The following is a 20236-nucleotide window of genomic DNA, read 5'->3' as shown; positions in this document are numbered from 1 at the left end:
CCCCTCCGGCCGCCGTCGTCGGCGTCATCCAGACCGTCATGCTGCTGCCCATGAACGCCGACCGGCTGGCGGCGCCCGACTCCTACGAGCAGACGATGACCACGGCGGCGAGGACGGCCGCCCGTCCCCGCCCGTTCCGCCCACCCGGGACCGGCGCCCCCTCACCGCCCCGGAGCCGGGGCCCGTCCGGCGGTCGCCGCCGACCGCCGCAGGCCCCCGCCTCACGTCTCCAGGCGCACCCGCACGACCCCCGTCCCGCCCAGGTCCACCCAGACGCTGTCGGGGGTGCGCACCAGCCGCAGCACCAGGGTCCGGCACACCGGGCAGCTCGCCACCAGTCCCGGGCCGTCCACCGTCACGTGCAGCTCCGCGAACACCCCGCACGCCCCGCACACCGAGCACCGCCGCTCGGCGGCGGTCAGGTCCACGGACAGGATCTCCGACAGCGGACCCGCCAGGGCGTTGGCGTCGACGTGCTCCGGTTCGGTCATCTGGCACCTCCACCGGATCCGAACCGCTCGGTCCGGACCCGTCTCGGGTCGTGCCCCAGGGCCACGAGGGCGTCGGAGGCCGTCTCCACGAAACCGGTCGGCCCGCACACGAAGCACACCGGGGCGAACTCGGCCGGGAACCCGTGGGTGTTCAGCTCGGCCGCGCCCAGGCGCCCGGGTCCGCGGGGCGAGGCCTCCGGGGCCCGGCGCGTGTAGGCGACGAACAGGTCCACTCCCCCGTCCCCGGGCCGGTGGGCGCCCAGCTCCCCCCGGTAGTACCGGTCCTCCGGCGTGCGCACCGAGTACAGGACCCGGAAGAGCGCCCGGCTCCCCACCCTGCGCCGCTCACGCACCATCGCCATCAGGGGCACCACCCCGGAGCCCCCGCCCACCAGGACCACCGGGTCCGGGGACGCGGCGTCCCACACGAACCAGCCGCCCAGCGGGCCGCGCACCTCCACCGCGTCCCCCGGCGCGAACACGTCCACGAGGTAGGAGGAGACCTCCCCGCCCTCCACCCGCTGCACGGTGAGCTCGATCCGCTCCCCCTCGTCGGCCGAGGCCACCGAGTAGCCGCGCTGGGCGGTGTAGCCGTCCTCGGCGGTCAGCCGGACGTCCACGTGCTGGCCCGCACGGTGGCCGGGCCAGCCGGGCACGTCGAGCACCAGCGTCCGGGCGCTGTCGGTCTCCCAGCGGTCGGCCGCCAGGGTCGCGGGCCGCCACGCGACCATCAGTCGCCCCGGTAGCGCTGCTCGCGCCACGGGTCGCCGTAGTCGTGGTACCCGGCCTGCTCCCAGAACCCGGGCTCGTCCTGGTGGAGCAGGCTGATCCCGCGCACCCACTTGGCCGACTTCCAGAAGTACAGGTGCGGCACGATCAGCCGGGCCGGTCCCCCGTGCTCGGGGGCGAGCGGCTCTCCGTCGAAGGTGTGCACGATCCACGCCTGTCCGTCGGTGAGGTCCTGGAGCGGGAGGTTCGCGGTGTAGCCGCCGTAGCTGGACGCGAGGGCGTACTCGGCGGTGGTCTCCACGTCCTCCAGCAGGACGTCGAGGCTGACGCCCTCCCAGTCGGTGTCCAGCTTCGACCAGCGGGTGACGCAGTGGATGTCGACGCGGGGCCGCTCCTGGGGCAGGGCCCGGAACTCCTCCCAGGTCCACACCCGCGTCCGCCCCGTCTCCGCCTCGACCGAGAAGGTCCACTCCCCGGTGTCCACCCGGGGCGTGGGTCCGGCGGACAGCACGGGGAAGTCGTGTGTCTCGTACTGCCCCGGGGGAACCCTCGCGGGGTCCTGGCCCCCGCGCCCGCGAAAGCCCCTGGTCACCACGTTCATGTCCGCCTCCCCGGATCGGTGTCCGTCGGGTCTACCCCGGCCGGGGTCACCCCACGGCATCGCCTCCCCCAAATCCGGGCACCCTCGTACCCCGCCCGGGGTCGGCGGGCCACGGCGGCGGTGCGGGGGAGCGCGGGAACGGGGACCGCGGGCACGGTGGGGCGCCGGCCCCGCGCTACACGGCCGGAGGCGCGGCGTCGGGGGAGGTGAGGGCGGCGCGGCCCATGGAGAGCAGCAGCTCGGCCATGTGCGGCCGGGGCAGCTCGCCCCTGCTGTGGGGGGTGGAGTTGAGCAGGCCGAACACGGCGTGCACGGCGGCGCGGAGCACGGTCGGGGACGCCCCGGGCCGGAGTACGGCGAGCACGCCCACCCACTCCTCGACGTAGCCGCGCTGGAGGCGGCGCACGCGCCGCCGGTCGGGCTCGGTGAGGTTGCCCAGCTCCCGGTCGTGCACGGTGATCAGGGAGGGCTCGTCCAGGGCGAACGCGATGTGTCCGCGCAGCAGCGCCTCCAGGGCGCCGTCCGCACTCGCCGCCTCCGCCACCAGCTCCCTGCCCTGCCTCGCCAGGCGGTCGCTGATGTCGACCAGCACCTCGCCGAGGAGTGCCTGTTTGCCGGGGAAGTGCCGGTACAGGGCAGGGCCGGTGGTGCCGACGGCGCGGCCGAGGTCGTCGATGGACACCCCCCGGTAGCCGCGTTCGGCGAAGAGCCCCGCCGCCGCGCCCAGGATCGCCGTCCGGCGCTCGCCCGTCGGTCTCGGCCCCATCCGCTCCGCCCCTCCTCGCCCGCGGGTGGCTCCGGGGTGACTCGCGCCTCCCGGGCCCTGGACACCCATGTTAGTAGTTACTAACATCACGGTTGTTAGTGAGCATTAACATCCCTCCACGAGAGGACACCATGAGCAGGGCACCAGTGCTCGGCTCGGCGGTGGACACCGCCGGGCCCGCGTTCGCCGCCAACGACGCGGCGAACCGCGCCCTCGCCCTGGAGCTGCGCGAGCGGATCGCCGCCGCCGCGCCGGGCGGCCCGGAGAAGATCCGGGCACGGCACGTCGGGCGCGGCAAGCTCCTGCCGCGCGACCGCGTCGACCTCCTCCTCGACCCCGGCTCCCCCTTCCTGGAGATCTCCCCGCTGGCCGCCGACGGGCTCTACGGCGAGGACGGCCGGGACGCGCCCGGCGCCGGGATGATCGCCGGCGTGGGCCGGGTCATGGGCCGACCGGTGGTCGTGGTCGCCAACGACGCCACGGTCAAGGGCGGCAGCTACTACCCGATGACCGTCAAGAAGCACCTGCGCGCCCAGGAGGTGGCGCTGCACAACCGCCTCCCGTGCGTCTACCTCGCCGACTCGGGCGGCGCGTTCCTGCCGATGCAGGACGACGTCTTCCCCGACCGCGAGCACTTCGGGCGGATCTTCTACAACCAGGCCACCATGTCGAAGCTGGGCATCCCGCAGATCGCGGCGGTGCTGGGCTCGTGCACGGCGGGCGGCGCCTACGTCCCGGCGATGAGCGACGAGGCGGTCATCGTCCGCGACCAGGGGACCGTCTTCCTGGGCGGCCCCCCGCTGGTGAAGGCCGCCACGAGCGAGGTCGTGACCGCCGAGGAGCTGGGCGGCGGCGACCTGCACTCGCGGGTGTCGGGGGTCACCGACCACCTGGCCGACGACGACGCCCACGCGCTCACCATCGTGCGGCGCATCGCCGACACCCTCGCCCCGCCCGGCCCGCCCGCGTGGGAGACGCGCGGGCCGCGGCCGCCCGCGCTGGACCCGGACGAGCTCTACGGGGTGGTCCCCGCCGACACCCGCACCCCGTACGACGTGCGGGAGGTGATCGGCCGGATCGTGGACGGCAGCGAGTTCACCGAGTTCAAGGCCGAGTACGGGACGACCCTGGTCACGGGGTTCGCCCACCTCCACGGCCACCCGGTCGGGATCATCGCCAACAACGGCATCCTCTTCGCCGAGTCCGCGCTCAAGGGCGCCCACTTCATCGAGCTGTGCGACCGGCGCGGCGTCCCCCTCGTCTTCCTCCAGAACATCTCCGGGTTCATGGTGGGCCGCGACTACGAGGCGGGCGGCATCGCCAAGCACGGGGCGAAGATGGTCACCGCCGTGGCCTGCGCCCGCGTCCCCAAGTTCACCGTCGTCATCGGCGGGTCGTTCGGCGCGGGCAACTACAGCATGTGCGGCCGGGCGTACTCCCCCAGGTTCCTGTGGATGTGGCCCAACGCCCGCATCTCGGTGATGGGCGGGGAACAGGCCGCCTCGGTGCTGTCCACGGTCCGCCGCGACCAGCTGGAGGGGCGCGGCGAGGCGTGGTCCGCGGAGGACGAGGAGGCCTTCAAGGCGCCCATCCGCGACCGGTACGAGGAGCAGGGCAGCCCGTACTACTCCACCGCCCGCCTGTGGGACGACGGTGTCATCGACCCCGCCGACACCCGCGACGTGCTCGCCATGGCCCTGTCCGCCGCCCGCCACGCGCCACTGGACCCGGTGGGCTACGGCGTCTTCCGGATGTGAGGAACCCTTGACCACGACGCCACGAACGTCCCACTCCCCCGCGACCGTGCTGGTCGCCAACCGGGGCGAGATCGCCCTGCGGATCATCCGCACCCTGAAGCGCATGGGGATCGGCTCGGTGGCCGTGCACACCGACGCCGACGCCGGCGCACCCCACACGCTCGCAGCCGACCTCGCCCTGCGTGTGGACGGCTACCTGGACTCCGGCGCGATCGTCGCGGCGGCCCTGGAGTCGGGCGCCTCCATGGTGCACCCCGGCTACGGCTTCCTGTCGGAGAACGCCGGGTTCGCCCGGGCCTGCGCCGGGGCGGGCCTGGTCTTCGTCGGACCTCCCGCCTCGGCGATCGAGGCGATGGGCGACAAGATCCGCGCCAAGGACACGGTGGCCGCCGCGGGCGTGCCGGTCCTGGGCGGGTTCGCCGAGAAGCCCGGACAGCCGCTGGACGACGACGCGCTGCTGCACGCCGCAGCGGAGACCGGGTACCCCCTGCTCCTCAAGCCGTCCGCGGGCGGCGGCGGCAAGGGCATGCGGGCCGTCCACTCCCCCGACGACCTGGTGGCCGCCGCCGCGGCCGCCCGGCGGGAGGCCCTCGCGTCGTTCGGCGACCCCACCCTGCTGGTGGAGCGCCTGGTCCGGCGGCCCCGGCACATCGAGGTGCAGGTCCTCGCCGACGGCCACGGCAACGTCGTCCACCTGGGCGAGCGCGAGTGCAGCCTCCAGCGCCGCCACCAGAAGGTGGTGGAGGAGGCCCCGTCCCCCCTGCTCACCGCCGCCCAGCGGGAGGCCATGGGCGGGGCGGCGGTGGCCGCCGCGCGCTCGTGCGGCTACACGGGCGCGGGGACGGTCGAGTTCATCGCCGAGGCGTCCGGGGGCGACGGGGAGCCGGAGCTCTCGTTCTCGTTCCTGGAGATGAACACCCGGCTCCAGGTGGAGCACCCCGTCACCGAGGAGGTCGTCGCGATCCGCGGCGGGCGCGGCATCGACCTGGTCGAGCTCCAGGTCCGGATCGCCCTGGGCGACCCGCTCCCCTTCGGCCAGGAAGACGTGTCCTGGCAGGGGCACGCTGTGGAGTCGCGGATCTACGCCGAGGACGCCGACCGGGGGTTCCTGCCCACCGGCGGCCCCGTCCTGGCACTGTCCGAGCCCTCCGGTGCCCGGGTGGACTCCGGTGTCGCGGCGGGGGGCGAGGTGACCTCCGCGTTCGACCCGATGCTCGCCAAGGTCATCACCTGGGGCCCGGACCGGGCCGAGGCGCTGCGCCGGATGGACGCCGCCCTGGGCGCGTACGTGCTGCTGGGGTGCGTCACCAACACCGCGTTCCTGCGCAGGCTGCTGCGCCACCCGCGTGTGGCGGCGGGCGACCTGAGCACCGACCTGATCGAGACGGATCCGCCGGAGCCCGCGCCCGGGGCGCTTCCCGAGCACGTGTACGCGGCGGCGGCCCTGGACCACCAGCTCGACCTGGAACCCGGAGGGGCGGGCCCCTCGGCGGACCGGTTCGCCACCCCCGACGGGTGGCGGATGGGCGGCCCGGCGTGGACCCCCTGGCGCCTGCGCGCGCCCCGGCACGACTCCGCGGTCGTCCGGGTCCGGCGCGACGGCGCGGCCGGGGCCCCCGGCGCCTACCTGGTGCGGGTGGACGACGGCGCGCCCGTCGCCGCGACGGCACGCCGCTCCGCGGACGGGTCCCGCCTGACCGTCACCCACGCGGGGCGCACCCGCACCTACGCGCGCGCCGACGACCCCGCCACCGGGCACCGGTGGCTGGGCGCCGGGGGCACCGCGTGGACCCTGCACGAGGAGCCGGTGGCGGCGGCGCTGCGCGACGACGACGCGGCGGTCGACGGCACCGTGCGCAGCCCCATGCCGGGGACGGTGCTCGCCGTCCCCGTGGAGGTGGGCCAGGCGGTCCTCGCCGGAACACCGCTCGCCGTCGTGGAGGCCATGAAGATGGAGCACTCCGTCCCCTCCCCCTTCGACGGCACCGTCACCGGCGTGGCGGTGCGGCCGGGCGCGTCCGTACCCATGGACGCGCCCCTGGTCACCGTCGAACCCGTCCGGGCCGAGCCCGCCGACGCCCCGCCGGACCCGTCCGTTCCCACCCCCGCCACCCGCGAGGAGCACACGTCATGAGCCGTCACGAGCTGTCGACCGAGCACGCCGACCTTCGGGCCGCCGTGGAGGAGTTCGCCCGGACCGAGGTCGCCCCGGTGATCGGCGACTTCTACGAGCGGGGCGCGTTCCCGTACGAGATCGTCGCCAAGATGGGCCGGATGGGCCTGTTCGGGCTGCCGTTCCCCGAGGAGCACGGGGGGATGGGCGGCGACTACTTCGCCCTGTGCCTGGCCCTGGAGGAGCTCGCCCGGGTGGACTCGTCGGTGGCCATCACCCTGGAGGCGGGGGTGTCGCTGGGCGCCATGCCCATCTACCGGTTCGGCACCGACGAGCAGAGGAAGGCGCACCTGCCCCGGCTCACCTCCGGTGAGGCCCTCGGCGCCTTCGGGCTGACCGAGCCGGGCGGCGGCTCCGACGCCGGGGCGACCCGGACCACCGCGCGGCTGGAGGGCGGCGAGTGGGTGATCAACGGGACCAAGTCGTTCATCACGAACTCGGGCACCGACATCACCTCCCTCGTCACCGTCACCGCCGTCACGGGCCGGCGGGAGGACGGGCGGCCGGAGATCTCCTCGATCCTGGTGCCGAAGGGCACGCCGGGCTTCTCCGTGGGCCAGAAGTACTCCAAGGTCGGGTGGAACGCCTCCGACACCAACGAGCTGGTCTTCGAGGACTGCCGGGTGCCCGAGGCCAACCTGGTGGGCGAGCGCGGACGCGGGTACGCGCAGTTCCTGCGGATCCTGGACGAGGGCCGCATCGCCATCGCCGCGCTCTCCGTCGGCCTGGCGCAGGGGTGCGTGGACGAGAGCGTGCGCTACGCCCACGAGCGGCACGCCTTCGGCCACCCGATCGGGCACTACCAGGCGATCCAGTTCAAGATCGCCGAGATGGAGTCGCGCGTGCACGGGGCGCGGCTGGCGTACTACGACGCGGCGTCGCGCATGCTGGCGGGCGAGCCCTTCAAGAAGGAGGCGGCGATCGCGAAGCTGCTGGCCTCCAACGCGGCCATGGACAACGCCCGCGACGCCACGCAGGTGTTCGGCGGCTACGGGTTCATGAACGACTACCCGGTGGGCCGGTTCTACCGCGACGCGAAGATCCTGGAGGTCGGCGAGGGAACGAGCGAGGTGCAGAAGATGCTCATCGCCCGTGAGCTGGGGCTCCCCGCCTAGGTCGTGTTCTGTGGATTCTTCCGGGCTCGCGTCCACCGGGCCGCCTCTCGCTGCGCCTCTGCGCTCGTGCAGCACAACCGGGCCGGACTTCGCACATCGGCTTGCGAGAGATGGCCCGGACGGCCGCTCGCCGACCCGAAAGCCTCCAAAAAACACCCCCCGGACCGACCGGAAGTGGTGCCGGTGCGACGCGCGGGCGCCCGGCCGGCCGCTACCCGCGGCGCGGCCGGGCGGCCGGGGCGAACAGGTCCACGATGTCGTCCATGACGACGACGAGGACCCCGACGACGCCCCCCGCCAGAACGGCCAGCAGCACACCGGCCGGCTCGGGCGCCGCCGCCGGGCCCGGGGCCAGCGCCCCCGCCGCGGCGACGGCGCCCAGCACGGCGTTGCGCGCCACGTGGCGCGGCGCGTAGTCCGCCCCCGGCCTCCCGAAGCAGTGGCAGCGCGCCGACGGCCCGCGCCGGAGGGACGACACGATCACCACCGTGAACACGCACAGCAGGGCGAACGAGCCTGCGAAGGCGACCCGGCCCAGCTGTTCGGCCCCCAACGCCCAGCCCCCGAAGGCCGCGACCACGGCGGCCTCCGCGGCGGGGACGGACCACGTCGCGAGGGGCAGCACCCCTGCGGGGACCGGTCGCAGCGGTTCCAGCGACGCGGCGAAGCCGCGGGGGTCCCGGGCCTTGCCGAACGCCGAGACGGCGAAGACCGTCGCGAGCAGGGCCGCCGCGCCGGGCAGCAGGTGGTCCCACGGCATCGGCGTCATCCCTCCAACCGGCGCAGTACGGTTCCGACGACGCGGCTCACCGGGACCGGGCCGAACCCGCGCGAGTCGAGGCTGCGGCCCGGGTTGTCGCCCAGGACCACCACGCAGCCCTCCGGCACGGTCCCGCCCCCCTCGTCGCCGGCGACGCCTCGGGGCAGCGGATCACCGGCCACCGCCGCCACCCGTTTGACCAGGTAGTTGGGCCTGCGCCGGTTGCGCTCGTCACGGATCACCGGGGTCTGCGGATCGCTCAGGACCACGAGTTGGCGCGGGGCGATCACCGTGCCCCTGTTCGTACGCGCGGAGAGCATCCGGTCCCCGTGGCGGAGCGTGGGAAGCATGCTCTCCCCCGACACCACCGCGACGAAGACCCTGGCGCGGACCCACAGGAGCGCCCCCAGCGCAGCGGCCGGGAGGGCGAGCGCGACCGCCGCGCCGATCGCGGTCAGCACGGGGCCTCCTCGTCCCGGCGACGCCTCTCGTCCTCGCGATCGCCCTCGTCCCGGCGGTACCCCTCGGCCTGGATCGAGAACAGCCGGGCGTACACGCCGTCCGCCGCCATCAGCTCCCCGTGCGTCCCCGACTCGGCGATCGTCCCGCCGTCGAGCACGACGATGCGGTCCGCGTCGCGCAGGGCGCCGAGCCGGTGGGAGACCAGGAGGCTGGTGCGGCCCCGGCGCTGCTCCCTGAGCCGCGTGTGCAGTTCGTACTCGGCCTCCGCGTCCAGCCCGGCGCTGGGCTCGTCGAGGATGAGCAGGTCCCGCTCCTCGCGGAGCAGGGCGCGGGCGATCGCGATCCGCTGCTGCTGCCCGCCGGAGAGGTCGACCCCCTGCTCGCTCCCGTCCCCCTGGTAGAAGATCCGGGTGATGAGCGTGTCGTACCCGTGGGGGAGGGCGGCGACCGCGTCGTGGACTCCCGCTCGGCGGGCCGCGGCCTCGATCGCCGCACGGTCCCCGGCCCGGGACCGGTCGCCCAGCCCGATGTTCTCGGCGGCGGTCATGTCATAGGTCATGTAGTCCTGGAACACGGCGCCGATCCGCTCGCGCAGGACAGCGGGGTCGACGTCGCGGATGTCGGTCCCGTCCCAGGCGATGGTGCCGCGGTCGGGGTCGTAGAACCGGCACAGCAGCTTGACGAGGGTGCTCTTGCCCGACCCGTTGAGCCCCACCAGGCCCAGGGCCGTCCCCGCCGGGATGTCCAGGTCCACGCCCCGCAGGACCCAGGGCTGGTCGGGGGTGTAGCGGAACCACACGTCGCGCAGCTCGATACGGCCGGTCAGCGGGCCGACCCCGCCCGTCCCGGCGGCCAGGTCCGGTTCGACCGCGACGACGTCGCGGTAGTGGGTGAACAGGAGCAGGCGCTGGTGGGCCTGGGCCAGGAGCGAGATCATGCCCGCCATCCCCTGCTGCACCGCGCCGACCGCGGCGATGTACAGCGCCACGTCCCCCACGGCCCCCGAGCCGGCGTCCGCCCGGAGGACCACCCACACCAGCCCCCCGCCGGAGATCAGGGCGGACAGGAGCCCGGCGGCGACCTGGACGGACATGTCGCGCCGGTCCATGCGCCGGTTCTCGTCGTTGGCCCTGCGCCGTTCGGTCAGCATGCGCCCGCGGAGCATGTCGCCGAGCCCGAAGAGGCGGATCTCCTTCGCGGCCTCGGCGCTCGACATCAGATCGCGGTAGAACAGCTCCCTGCGCTCGACCGGGCCCAGCCTCCAGATCATGGCGGCCCGTCTGCGCGACAGCCCGAGCTGCCCCCACAGCGCGGGCAGGGTCCCGAGGAGGACGACCCCGGCCAGCACCGGGTGGATCACCACGAGGGAGCCGACGAAGCCGAGGACCGTCACGAGCCCGGCGACCAGGCCTAGAGCGGCCTGGAGGACCTGCGCCGGGGTCTGCCCCCCGTTGTCGGCCGCCAGCCGCAGGCGGTCGAGGAAGGCCGGGTCCTCGAACCGCCCGAGGCCGGGGAGCCGGTTGACGGCCGTGAACAGGCGGTCGTCCGCGTGGAGGCCGACCCTGCGGCCCAGCTCGTCCTCGGCGTACACCTGCAGCGCCGTGGTCACGGCCGTCGCGACTCCGAGGACCGCCAGCGCGGCGGCCGCGGCGAGGACGGCCGCCGGCGCCGCGCCCACGGCGAGGTCGTTGAGCACCGTGCGCATGAGCCAGGCGTTGGCGACCGGTACCGCGCCCGCCGTCACGGCCAGCGCCGTCAGGCCGAGCGCCCACCAGCGGCCCGCACCCCACACGAGCCGGACGGCGGGGGGAAGGCCCGCGGCGACCTGGCGCCAGCCGTTCCCGTGCCGCCCGTGCGTGTCCTCCATCGCTCACCCGGCCGCCGGGCCGAGGGCCACGCCGCCGGGCCGGGGCGCGAAGACGCTGGTGGCCGCCACCACGCCCCCGACCACCGTCACGAAGCAGGGGGTCCCCCGGACGTCGAGGAGGCGGGGCAGCCCACCGTCCCAGGGTTCGACCACCACCGGCACGGCCGGCTCCAGCAGGGCGACCATCTCGGCCTCGAGCCCGCCCTCGTCGATCACCACGGCGAGGACACGCTCGCCCGGATGCCGGGCGGCGTGGTCGAGGACGAGGGGCAGGCGTTCACGGCACGGGGAGCAGTCGGGGGACAGGACGGCCACCAGGAGGGGGACGGCCGTCTCCTCGAAGACGAGTTCGGAGCCCAGGGTGGAGCGCGCCCGGAACGCGCCGACCCGGGTCCCGACGGGGGCCGCCGACGCGGGGAGGTCGTCGTCGGCCGCCCCCGGACGCCCCTCCAGCAGTGCGGTGTGCTCCCGCAGCCTGCGCACCACCCCGATCGCCAACAACAGGTTCAGGATCCCCAGTGCGCCGACCAGGGCCACTGCGACGACCACGAAGACCACGACGTACCTCCTCGTTGCGCACCGGACGGGGGTGGCGGAGCAGGGCCCCGCCACCGGGTCGGCGCCCCGGACGGGGCGGCCCGACTAGCAGGTGCCGCAGTCCAGCTCGCGCACCTGGGTCTCGCTGCCGCACGTGCGCTTCTGGTACTGGACCTTGTTGGTCCAGAAGAAGCCGCAGCGGTTGCAGTGCGAGTCCCTCCACGGACCGCAGGCGGCCGCCTCGACCCTGACCTGCGGAACGACCGACCGGAGTATTCGATCGCCCAGCGACGCGATCATGCTGACCATGTTCGGTTCCTTTCTCGGTGTGCGCCTGGATGGCAATCGACAGACAACCACCGGCGGGTACACCGGGGGTTCACTCCGGATTCATTTCTCCACCCGGCCCGCGGAGCTCTTTTACGGACAGTCCGAATGCCGTAGGATTCGAGGCCCGGACGGCCGGGACCGGCCATTCACGGCTGCCGATCGTGACCCCGTGTTACTCTTCGCACACCATCGGACATGGCCTGTTTGCGCACCACCGGGCGGGTCAGAACGTGAGAAGAATCGGCACTCCGGCCGACAGTCCTGTTTCATGGCGGCGCGCCGGAACGACGACGATCAGAGATACTCATGGACTTCAGATTGCTCGGTCCGCTCGAAGTCATGGACGATTCCGGTAATTCCATACCGATCAACCGCAAAAAGCACCGGCAACTCCTCGCCGCCCTCCTCGTGCGCGCGAATACGGCGGTCCCCTGCGTGCAGTTGATCAACAACGTCTGGGGCGAAGATCCGCCCCGTTCCGCCCGGGGCAACCTCAAGACCTACGTCTCGCAGCTGCGGCAGCGGATCGACCGCATCGAGACCAGCGGGGAGGGCTACCGCATCCGGGTCGGGGAGCACGAGCTGGACTCCGCCGTCTTCGCCGCCATGCTCCGGAGGGGGCTGCGCACGCTCGAGGAGGGGCGGCCGGCCGAGGCCGCGCGGACCCTGGAGGAGGCGCTCGGCCTGTGGCGCGGCGCCACCCTCCAGGACACGCCGCTCGACGGTGACCTGGCGCTCACCCACACGCACCTGGACGAACAGCGGCTCACCTGCTTCGAGACCCTCATGGACATCCACCTCTCCCAGGGGCGGCACACCGAGGTCCTCGCGCGGCTGTACCCGGTGATCGGCTCCCACCCGCTGCACGAACGCCTCTGGGGCCTCCAGATGACGGCCCTGTACCGCGACGGCCGCTGCGCCGAGGCGCTCGCCGCGTACCGGACCATGCGCGCCCGCCTGGTGGAGGAGCTGGGGGTGGACCCGAGCCCCGAGCTGGAACGGCTGCACGGCCAGATCCTCGCCCGCGACCCGGCGCTGTCCTCCCCCGCCGGCCTCCCCCCGCGGCCCGCGCCCCGTCGCCCCGCCCCGCGGGCACAGGTCGACGCGCCCGTGATCTGACGCCCGGCCCGTCACCGCGGGGCGGACCCCGGCGCCTCCCCGGCCGCCGCCGTGCCCGGCCGCCCGTGCCCGGGAGGTCCGGGGCCGGTCGCGGAGGAGGTGCCATCATGGGAGTCCAGCCCCTCGCCCCGGCCGCGGAGGAGGACCCGGTGGACGACGACGCGAACACCCCCGAACGCCTGCGCGAGGCCCTGGTGGACGAGATCGCGGCCCGGAGCGCGCGGCTCGGCCGCCCCCTGTCGCCCCGGGTCGAGGCCGCCCTGCGGACGGTGCCCCGCCACCTCTTCCTCCCCGGCCGGTCCCTGGAGCGGGCCTACGCCGACATCCCCGTCGTCACCAGGACGGACTCCGCGGGGCTCCCCACGAGCTCGGTCTCCCAGCCGGCCATGGTCGCCACGATGCTCGACCAGCTCCGGGTCGAACCGGGCCACCGCGTCCTGGAGATCGGCTCGGGCGGCTACAACGCCGCCCTGCTCAGCGAACTGGTCGGCCCCGCGGGCTCGGTCACCACCGTCGACATCGACCCCGGCGTCACCGCCCGGGCCCGCTCCGCGCTGGACGGGGCGGGCCACGGCCGGGTGGACGTCGTCCTCGCGGACGGCGAGTTCGGCCTCCCCGACCGCGCGCCCTTCGACCGGATCGTCGTCACCGTCGGGACCTGGGACATCCCGCCCGCGTGGCCCGGACAGCTGGCCCGGGGCGGCCGGATCGTCGCACCGCTCCGCCTGCGCGGCCTCACCCGCTCCCTCGCCCTGGAACCGGACGACGGCCACCTCGTGAGCCGGTCCGATGAACCGTGCGGGTTCGTGCCGATGCAGGGGGCGGGCGAGAGCGCCGTGCTCCGCGTGCCGCTGCACGGCGACGAGGTGGGCCTGCTCGTCGAGGACGGTCCGGCTCCCGACGCGGCGGCCCTGGCGGACGCGGCGGCCTCCCCGCGGGTGGACCTGCGCTCGGGGGTCGCACCCGGCCCCGCCGACCCCTTCACCGGACCGGACCTGTGGCTGGCCACCGCCCTTCCGGGCTTCTGCCTGCTCACCGCCACGCCGCAGGCCGTCGCCCGCGGCCTGGTCCGTCCCGCCTGGACCACGGGCACTCCCGCCCTGGCGGAGGACGGCGGTTTCGCCTACCTGGGCGCGCCCGGGCACGCGGGCGCCGGGACGGGGCGTTCGGAGTTCGTCGTCCACGCGCACGGGCGCCGTGCCGGGGACCTCGCGGCCCGGCTCGCGGGACGGATACGGGACTGGGACCGCGACCACCGGTCCGGTCCGGGCCCGGTCCTCACCGTCCACCCGGCCGGCACCCCCGACCGGGCGCTCCCGGACGGGTTCGTCATCGACAAGCGCCACACCCGGGTGGTCGTCACCTGGCCCTGAGCCCTCCCGGCCCCGGGAACGCCGGGGCCGGCCGTGCCCCCGCACGGCCGGCCCCTCGGCACGTCAGCGCTTCATGCCGTGCTCGATGGCCTCGATGATCCTCGGCCGCAGTTCGGCGGCGCTGATGATCGCGTCCACCGAGCCGACCTCGACGGCGCGCTGGATGCTGTGCACCGCGTCGAACTCCGCGGCGACCTCACCGACCTTCTCCGCCCGGACCGCGGACTGCACCTCGGCCAGACGGGCGCTCAGCGCCGCCCGCTCGGCGGCGTCGGCCGCCGAGACCCGGGCGTGCAGCTCCGTCACCCTCGGGTCGTTCGCCGTCCGCTTGTTCACCTCGCCGGAGAACACCACGGCCGCCGCGGGGGCGCCGCCGAGCACGGAGGCGTAGGAGCCCTCCAGCGCCAGCACCGTCATGTTCGGGTTGAGCGCCTTGGAGAACACCACGAACGCGCCGCCGTGGTAGCGGGAGATCACGCAGAACACGATGGGCCCGTCGAAGTTCACGATCGCCCGGCCGATCTCGGCGCCGTACTCCAGCTGGAGGTTGCGCATCGACTCCGGGGAACCGTCGAACCCGGACAGGTTGGCCAGCACGACCAGCGGCCGGTTGCCGGAGGCCGCGTTGATCGCCCGCGCGGTCTTCTTCGACGACCGCGGGAACAGCGTGCCCGCGGTGTAGGTGTCCGGCCCGTCGGTGGGCGGGAAGCCGCGCCGTGCCACCGACCGCGACTCGATACCGATCAGGCAGACCGGCCAGCCGCCGATGTGCACGTCCTGGACCGCCGACGTGTCGGCGTCGGCCATCCCCGCCCAGCGCTCCAGCGCCAGGTGGTCCTGGTCGGAGAGGGCGCGCATCACCGTGCGGATGTCGAACGGCTTCTTGCGGTCCGGGTTGTGCTCGACGGAGAAGATCTGGCCGACCGTGGTGAAGTCGCTGCCGTCGATCTCGTGCGGGAAGTCCGAGACGTCGCGGTCGACCGGGTCGACCGTGTCCGCCTTGCGCGGCGCCCCCTCCCCCGGGACCACGTAGGTGTGGTCGTAGTGCGCCATCAGCACGTCCCGGGCGGCCGGCAGGTTGGGCGCCCAGTACTGGGCCTGGCCGTTCGGCCCCATCACGCGGTCGTAGCCGCCGATGCCGAAGTTGTCCTCGGCCGACACGCCGCCGGAGAAGTCCAGCGACTGCTTGCCGGTGAGCACCATCGCCGAGTCCGGCGTCATCACGAGGATGCCCTTGGTGTGCATGAGCATCGTCGCCTCGGCGTTCCAGTACGGCTGCGCGCCGACGTTGATGCCCGCGACCACGATGTTGATCTCGCCGCCGTCCTGGGTGTAGGTGACGATCCGCTTCAGGGCGGCCGCGACCCAGTCCATGTTCTCGGTTCCCGAGGACATCGAGATGCGCGCGCCCGCGGAAAGCGCGAACCACTCCAGGGGGACCCGCATCCGCTCGGCCAGGTCGATCGCGGCGATGACCCGCCTGCACTCCGGCTCCGACAGCGCGCCCAGCGCCTTGGTGGGGTCACCGAGCAGCACGACGCGGGTGACGCCCTCGGGGTGCCGCGCGGTGGGCGTCGTGACGACGCCCGCGACGATCGCCGCGGTGTTCCCTCCCCTGGGCCGGTCCACCGGCGCGAGAACGCCGTGCTCGTCGAGGTCGTGCTCGACGAAGCGGCCCTCCGGGCCGGCGAGCAGGCCGGTCAGCTCGTACGGGTAGGTGGTGCCGCGGCGGGCCGCGCGCAGCACCTTCTGGCGGTAGTCGTCCAGCGGCGGCACCGGTTCGGTCGAGGGCTTGTCGACGTGCATGCGCGCGCCGTGGCCCGGGTCGAGGGTGATCCGCACGGCGACCTCGGTCAGCTCGCCCTCGGCGGTGCGCTGGCGGGCGACGAACTGGACCTCCTCCAGTCCGGCCCCCTCCGTGGTGGGCAGGATGCGCTGGACCAGCGTGTCGAGCTCCTCGGGGGTCAGCTCGGTCGCCGGCCAGACGTACATCATGATCCGGTTGGTGTCGAAGCGCCGGTTCTGCGGCCCCTGCGCCCGGATGTTGCGGATCGCGTCCAGGCAGCCCGCGATCGTGTCCTCCACCACGGGCAGTGCGACGAGGCGGCCGTCGGCGTCGCGCAGCGGCGTCAGGTCGCGGACCTGCCCCATCGCGATGAGGCGCTCGTCGGCCGGGTTGCCGCGCGCCACGGCCTTGAAGAGGTAGATCTCCTCGTCGGCCGACGGCAGGCGCGTGAGGTCGAACTCGCGCAGCCGCTGCAGCTGGAGGCGGCGGGCGATCTGCGGGTGCAGCCCGCGGATCAGCCGGTCCTCGGTGAGGCCGTCGTCGCCGGGCCGGAAGGTGAAGTGGTGGTGCATCACCGCGCCGCTGGTGCCCGCGACGGTGGTGGTGATCCGGCGGACGCCCTCGGGGAGCGGGTGCTCGGCGAGGATCCGTCCGAGCCGCACCGCCATCTCGTCGGCGTCCGGCTGGCCGTCCCACGTGACGTAGAGGTCGGCCACCAGGCCGCGCCCGGCGGCGGCGTCGGCGAAGCCGCCGACCGCCCCGACGGCGTCGGGCAGGGAGGCGATGTCGACCGCGGTGGTCACCAGGCGCGTCGCCCCGTCGTGGCCGGTGTGGTCGGCGGTGACGAACCGGCAGCCCGCGGCCTCCCGGACCACGACGTCGGACAGCCCCCGGTTGCCGTAGTAGCGGCGGGTCAGGACCTCCAGCAGCGGCGCGTGGTCGCGGCCGGGCCGCCCGATCCGCTGGCCGATCAGCCTGACCAGCGGTTCGGCGCTGGCCACCATGGTCTGGATCCGCTCCGCGCGGTCCGGCGCGTCCGGGTTGCGGTCCAGGTAGCGCAGCCCGTCGCGCACGGAGGCGTAGACCTCGGCGCGGTTGCGGCGCAGCAGCGGCTGGGCGAACCAGCGGAACACCACGCCGCGGGCGAGGTCGGACACCGCGGGGAAGCGCACCTGCGTGGCCTCGACGAGGTGTTCCAGGGCGCGTCCGGCCCGCTCGCCCAGCGCCTCCAGGGGCAGTGGCCCGGCCAGCCACCGGCGCAGCAGCTCCGACACGACCGCGACGTCGGTCGGCATCCGGTGGAGCGCCAGGCAGATCCGGAAGACCGCGGCCTCCAGCTCGGGCGTGCGGTCGAGGTCGGTGATGCCGTAGTGGGCGAGGACCGTGCGGAGCTTGGTCCGGAAGCTCTCGGGGAGCCCGGCCCGCTCGACGTCCAGGCTCTGGAGGTAGCTGTGGAAGAACTCGCGCGGGCTGTGCACGGGGCTGCGCGGCTCGGTCTCGGTGTCACCGGCCGGCTTGTTGCGGCTCAGCTCGGACAGGTCGGCGAACACCGTGATCAGGTCCAGCTCGCCCTCGACCGGCCGCCCGCCCAGCTCGGCCCGCGCGGCCAGGTAGTCCGACAGCACGCGCCGGCGGTCGTGGGGGTCCACGTCGAAGCCGAGCAGCAGGCTGCGCAGGTCCTGGAGTCCGCGCTCGACCCGCTCGGCCGCGGACACCGCCTCGGGCTCCGCGGGGAGCTCGATCTCGGCGGTCTCGGCGGTGGCCGCGGCGCCGTCCTCCGCGCCCTCGTCCGCGAGGGGCTCCAGGCGCATCAGCGGGGCGCCGGACTCGACCTGGCTGCCCACCGCCACCGGGCACTCGCGCACCCGGGCGCGGAACGGTGCGCGCAGCACCGTCTCCATCTTCATGCTCTCCAGCACCAGGATGGGCGCGCCTTGCTCGACCTCGTCACCGACGGCCAGGGGCGTCGACACGACCAGCGCGGGCGCGGGCGAGCGCACGACGCCGCCCTCGTCGCGGCTGATCCGGTGGGTGACCCCGTCGACCTCCACCAGGTGGATCGGCCCGTGGGTGGCCGTCACCAGCCGGAAGCGGCGGCCGTTGACGACGATGCGGCCGCTGTGCTCGTCGAAGCGCTCGACCTCGACGTCCGCCGGGTGCACGTCGCCGCCGCCGGAGAGCCCGACGCGGAAGCGCCTCTGGCCGACGCGGGCGACGGCGACGCGGTAGCCCACCCCGCGGAGCTTGAGGTCCAGCGGGCGGCCGCTCTCGTGCTGCACCTGCGGACGGCCGCCGTGGGCGCTGGACAGCAGCCGCCGGCGGCTGACGTCCTCCTCGTCCTGGTAGGCCTCGATCGCGGCGGCCGCCAGGGCGACGGCGGCGTGCCGGTGGCTGGTCAGGCGGCCCTCGGCGCGCACCCTGTCGATCCAGCCGGTGTCGGCGCTGGCGTCGATCACCTCGGGCTGGTCGAGCAGGTCGACGACGAAGCCCTTGTTGGTCGCGCCGCCGTCGATGATGACGGTGGTCTCGGCCATCGCGCGGCGCAGGCGGGCCAGCGCCTGCTCGCGGTCGCGGCCGTAGGCGATGATCTTCGCGATCATCGAGTCGAAGTCGGCCGGGATGGTGTCGCCCTCGCTGACACCGGTGTCGACGCGGATGCCGGGCCCGGCGGGCAGGATCAGGCGGGCGATGCGGCCGGGGGCGGGAGCGAAGTCGCGGTCGGGGTCCTCGGCGTTGAGGCGGGCCTCGACGGCGTGTCCGGTCTCTGCGGGCTGGACGCCTTCCAGCCGCTCCCCGCTCGCCACCTGCAGCTGCAGCCGGACCAGGTCGGTGCCGGTGGTGATCTCGGTGATCGGGTGCTCGACCTGGAGCCGGGTGTTGACCTCCAGGAACGCGAACAGCTTCTCGCCCGGGTGGTAGAGGAACTCCACGGTGCAGGCGCCCCGGTAGCCGACGGCCACGGCGAGGCGTTCGGCGGAGGCCTTGAGCTCCGCGGTCTGCTCCGGGCCCAGGACGGGGGAGGCGGACTCCTCGATGACCTTCTGGTTGCGCCGCTGCACCGAGCAGTCGCGGACGCCCAGCGCCCACGCGGTGCCCTGGCCGTCGGCGATGACCTGGACCTCGACGTGCCGGGCGCCGGTGACCAGGCGCTCCAGGAAGACGACGCCGGAGCCGAAGGCGCGCAGCGCCTCCTGGCTGGTGCGCTCGTAGGCCTCGGCCAGGTCCTCGCCCGAGGCGACCATGCGGATGCCCCGCCCGCCGCCGCCCGCGGTCGCCTTGAGCATCAGCGGGTAGCCGATCTCGTCGCCGGCGCGCAGGGCGTCCTCCAGCGTCGCGACCTCGCCGCGGCTCCAGGGGGCGACGGGGACGCCGACCTCCTCGGCGATGAGCTTGGCGCCGATCTTGTCACCGAGCCTGCGCATCGCCTCCGCGCTCGGCCCGACGAAGGTGACGCCGATCTTCTCGCACAGCTCCGCGAAGGCCGGGTCCTCGGCGACGAAGCCCCAGCCGACCCAGGCGGCGTCGGCCCCGGTCTCGACCAGGGCCCGCTCCAGGACGGCGTGGTCGAGGTAGGGGCGCGCCGAGGCCGGGCCCAGCGAGTGGGCGATGTCCGCCTCGCGGACGAAGGTCGCGTTGCGGTCGGCGTCGGTGTAGAGGGCGACCGTCTCGATCCGCGTCCCGATCTCCGCGGAAAGATCCCGAACTGCGTGGATGAGGCGCATCGCGGCCTCTCCACGGTTGACGATGGCGACACGACTGAACACCGGTTGAGCCTCCCAAGTACCCACGCACAGAAGGCGACCTCCAAAGCCCGGAGCGTCGCCTCCACCTATCTATACCTTGCTCGATCGCCACCGGGTACAGCAATGTCCCGAATCGCCCATGGCGGATCTGCTGTGTTGTGGGAACCCCACAAAAAGTGCCCGTGGTCCCCCTGCACGGCCCCGGCTCCATGCGAGGTGTGCCACAAAACGGGCGCGTGTCCGCGACGGCACGGCGGGAGTGTCGCGCGGGGGCGCGCGGGCCGGGACGGCGGCTCCGGCGCCCCGCGGCGCGACCGCCGGGGACCCGCCGCGGGACCGGCACGGCCCGGGCCCGCGCCGGGGTCCGTCCCGGAGCCGCGGGGACCGGCACGGCCCCGGATCCTCCGGACGCCGCGCGCCCGGCGGACCGTGCCGCTCCCCGGGGAACGGCGTTTCGGGCCGCGCTTCACGGACCGGCCCCGTGACCGGTTCCGGACAATTCTCACCCTGAGTGCCTATTGAATCACCGGCAGTTCTGTCGAATTCGGAGAAAGTGCGCCGGCCGGGCCCCGGGAATGTCCGCGGACGCGGCGGACGCGAGCTTTCGCGCAGGTCGCGGCCGGGGTC

15 protein-coding genes are annotated in these 20236 nt (G+C 74.3%); 5 read left to right on the top strand and 10 right to left on the bottom strand.

Annotated elements, in window-relative coordinates; genetic code table 11:
* Positions 1-221 precede the first annotated feature (221 nt).
* The 4 genes from ABZ234_RS22640 to ABZ234_RS22625 form a co-directional block, all read right to left on the bottom strand.
* Positions 222-491: a DUF6510 family protein gene (locus tag ABZ234_RS22640; protein ID WP_267948780.1), complete on the bottom strand. Its 270-nt coding sequence runs from the start codon at positions 489-491 to the stop codon at positions 222-224.
* Positions 488-1222, bottom strand: a complete 735-nt coding sequence (locus tag ABZ234_RS22635) for an FAD-binding oxidoreductase (RefSeq protein ID WP_344179857.1) — start codon at positions 1220-1222, stop codon at positions 488-490. The genes ABZ234_RS22640 and ABZ234_RS22635 overlap by 4 nt, the downstream gene beginning before the upstream one ends.
* Positions 1222-1821: a sulfite oxidase-like oxidoreductase gene (locus ABZ234_RS22630; protein WP_355013349.1), complete on the bottom strand. Its 600-nt coding sequence runs from the start codon at positions 1819-1821 to the stop codon at positions 1222-1224. The genes ABZ234_RS22635 and ABZ234_RS22630 overlap by 1 nt, the downstream gene beginning before the upstream one ends.
* Before the next feature lie 175 nt (positions 1822-1996).
* Complete coding sequence (locus ABZ234_RS22625; RefSeq protein ID WP_355013348.1) at positions 1997-2587, bottom strand: TetR/AcrR family transcriptional regulator; 591 nt, start codon at positions 2585-2587, stop codon at positions 1997-1999.
* A 146-nt stretch (positions 2588-2733) separates the two neighbouring features.
* On the opposite strand from ABZ234_RS22625, the gene ABZ234_RS22620 reads away from it, so the two are divergent.
* Genes ABZ234_RS22620 through ABZ234_RS22610 form a run of 3 tightly spaced genes read left to right on the top strand, consistent with a single transcriptional unit; the run spans position 2734 to position 7632 of the window.
* Positions 2734-4344: a carboxyl transferase domain-containing protein gene (locus tag ABZ234_RS22620; protein WP_355013353.1), complete on the top strand. Its 1611-nt coding sequence runs from the start codon at positions 2734-2736 to the stop codon at positions 4342-4344.
* A gap of 7 nt (positions 4345-4351) precedes the next feature.
* Positions 4352-6478 carry a biotin carboxylase N-terminal domain-containing protein gene (locus tag ABZ234_RS22615; protein WP_355013347.1) on the top strand — a complete coding sequence of 709 codons (2127 nt, stop codon included), beginning with the start codon at positions 4352-4354 and terminating at the stop codon, positions 6476-6478.
* The gene (locus tag ABZ234_RS22610) at positions 6475-7632 is read left to right on the top strand and encodes an acyl-CoA dehydrogenase family protein (protein ID WP_267948775.1); all 1158 of its coding nucleotides are present in this window, start codon (positions 6475-6477) and stop codon (positions 7630-7632) included. Before ABZ234_RS22615 ends, ABZ234_RS22610 begins: the two co-directional genes overlap by 4 nt.
* Before the next feature lie 211 nt (positions 7633-7843).
* Here ABZ234_RS22610 and ABZ234_RS22605 read toward each other — a convergent pair whose 3' ends face one another.
* The 5 genes from ABZ234_RS22605 to ABZ234_RS22585 form a co-directional block, all read right to left on the bottom strand.
* The gene (locus tag ABZ234_RS22605; RefSeq protein WP_355013346.1) at positions 7844-8392 is read right to left on the bottom strand and encodes a MauE/DoxX family redox-associated membrane protein; all 549 of its coding nucleotides are present in this window, start codon (positions 8390-8392) and stop codon (positions 7844-7846) included.
* 5 nt (positions 8393-8397) lie between these two features.
* Positions 8398-8853 carry a S26 family signal peptidase gene (locus ABZ234_RS22600; protein WP_355013345.1) on the bottom strand — a complete coding sequence of 152 codons (456 nt, stop codon included), beginning with the start codon at positions 8851-8853 and terminating at the stop codon, positions 8398-8400.
* A complete protein-coding gene (locus ABZ234_RS22595; RefSeq protein ID WP_355013344.1) occupies positions 8847-10721 on the bottom strand; it encodes an ABC transporter ATP-binding protein in 1875 nt (624 codons plus the stop codon). Before ABZ234_RS22595 ends, ABZ234_RS22600 begins: the two co-directional genes overlap by 7 nt.
* A 3-nt stretch (positions 10722-10724) precedes the next feature.
* Positions 10725-11279, bottom strand: a complete 555-nt coding sequence (locus ABZ234_RS22590; protein WP_355013343.1) for a hypothetical protein — start codon at positions 11277-11279, stop codon at positions 10725-10727.
* A gap of 84 nt (positions 11280-11363) precedes the next feature.
* Entirely contained in the window at positions 11364-11567 is a 204-nt protein-coding gene (locus ABZ234_RS22585; RefSeq protein ID WP_267948770.1) for a hypothetical protein, read from the bottom strand.
* A gap of 360 nt (positions 11568-11927) precedes the next feature.
* Between ABZ234_RS22585 and ABZ234_RS22580 the strand changes: the two genes are divergently transcribed.
* Both ABZ234_RS22580 and fxlM read left to right on the top strand, forming a co-directional pair.
* Positions 11928-12707, top strand: coding sequence for an AfsR/SARP family transcriptional regulator (locus tag ABZ234_RS22580; protein WP_267948769.1), 780 nt, complete (start codon positions 11928-11930; stop codon positions 12705-12707).
* Between the two features lie 107 nt (positions 12708-12814).
* A complete protein-coding gene (fxlM, locus tag ABZ234_RS22575; protein WP_355013342.1) occupies positions 12815-14080 on the top strand; it encodes a methyltransferase, FxLD system in 1266 nt (421 codons plus the stop codon).
* A 63-nt stretch (positions 14081-14143) separates the two neighbouring features.
* Here fxlM and ABZ234_RS22570 read toward each other — a convergent pair whose 3' ends face one another.
* Positions 14144-19630 (bottom strand): carboxyl transferase domain-containing protein, encoded by a 5487-nt coding sequence (locus ABZ234_RS22570; protein ID WP_355013341.1) that lies wholly within the window; start codon positions 19628-19630, stop codon positions 14144-14146.
* Positions 19631-20236 lie beyond the last annotated feature (606 nt).

Source organism: Nocardiopsis sp. NPDC006198 (assembly GCF_040613895.1).
Classification (GTDB): domain Bacteria; phylum Actinomycetota; class Actinomycetes; order Streptosporangiales; family Streptosporangiaceae; genus Nocardiopsis; species Nocardiopsis tropica.
Note: the sequence above shows the minus strand (reverse complement) of the source record. Positions and strands in the feature narration are given on the sequence as shown.

What these genes read in the sequence shown, in the direction of transcription:
- ABZ234_RS22605 (WP_355013346.1), bottom strand. Translation starts at nt 8,392, where the DNA reads ATGCCGTGGGACCACCTGCTGCCCGGCGCGGCGGCCCTGCTCGCGACG.
- ABZ234_RS22580 (WP_267948769.1), top strand. Translation starts at nt 11,928, where the DNA reads ATGGACGATTCCGGTAATTCCATACCGATCAACCGCAAAAAGCACCGG.
- ABZ234_RS22585 (WP_267948770.1), bottom strand. Translation starts at nt 11,567, where the DNA reads ATGGTCAGCATGATCGCGTCGCTGGGCGATCGAATACTCCGGTCGGTC.
- ABZ234_RS22610 (WP_267948775.1), top strand. Translation starts at nt 6,475, where the DNA reads ATGAGCCGTCACGAGCTGTCGACCGAGCACGCCGACCTTCGGGCCGCC.
- ABZ234_RS22635 (WP_344179857.1), bottom strand. Translation starts at nt 1,222, where the DNA reads ATGGTCGCGTGGCGGCCCGCGACCCTGGCGGCCGACCGCTGGGAGACC.
- ABZ234_RS22595 (WP_355013344.1), bottom strand. Translation starts at nt 10,721, where the DNA reads ATGGAGGACACGCACGGGCGGCACGGGAACGGCTGGCGCCAGGTCGCC.
- ABZ234_RS22630 (WP_355013349.1), bottom strand. Translation starts at nt 1,821, where the DNA reads ATGAACGTGGTGACCAGGGGCTTTCGCGGGCGCGGGGGCCAGGACCCC.
- ABZ234_RS22625 (WP_355013348.1), bottom strand. Translation starts at nt 2,587, where the DNA reads ATGGGGCCGAGACCGACGGGCGAGCGCCGGACGGCGATCCTGGGCGCG.
- fxlM (WP_355013342.1), top strand. Translation starts at nt 12,815, where the DNA reads ATGGGAGTCCAGCCCCTCGCCCCGGCCGCGGAGGAGGACCCGGTGGAC.
- ABZ234_RS22640 (WP_267948780.1), bottom strand. Translation starts at nt 491, where the DNA reads ATGACCGAACCGGAGCACGTCGACGCCAACGCCCTGGCGGGTCCGCTG.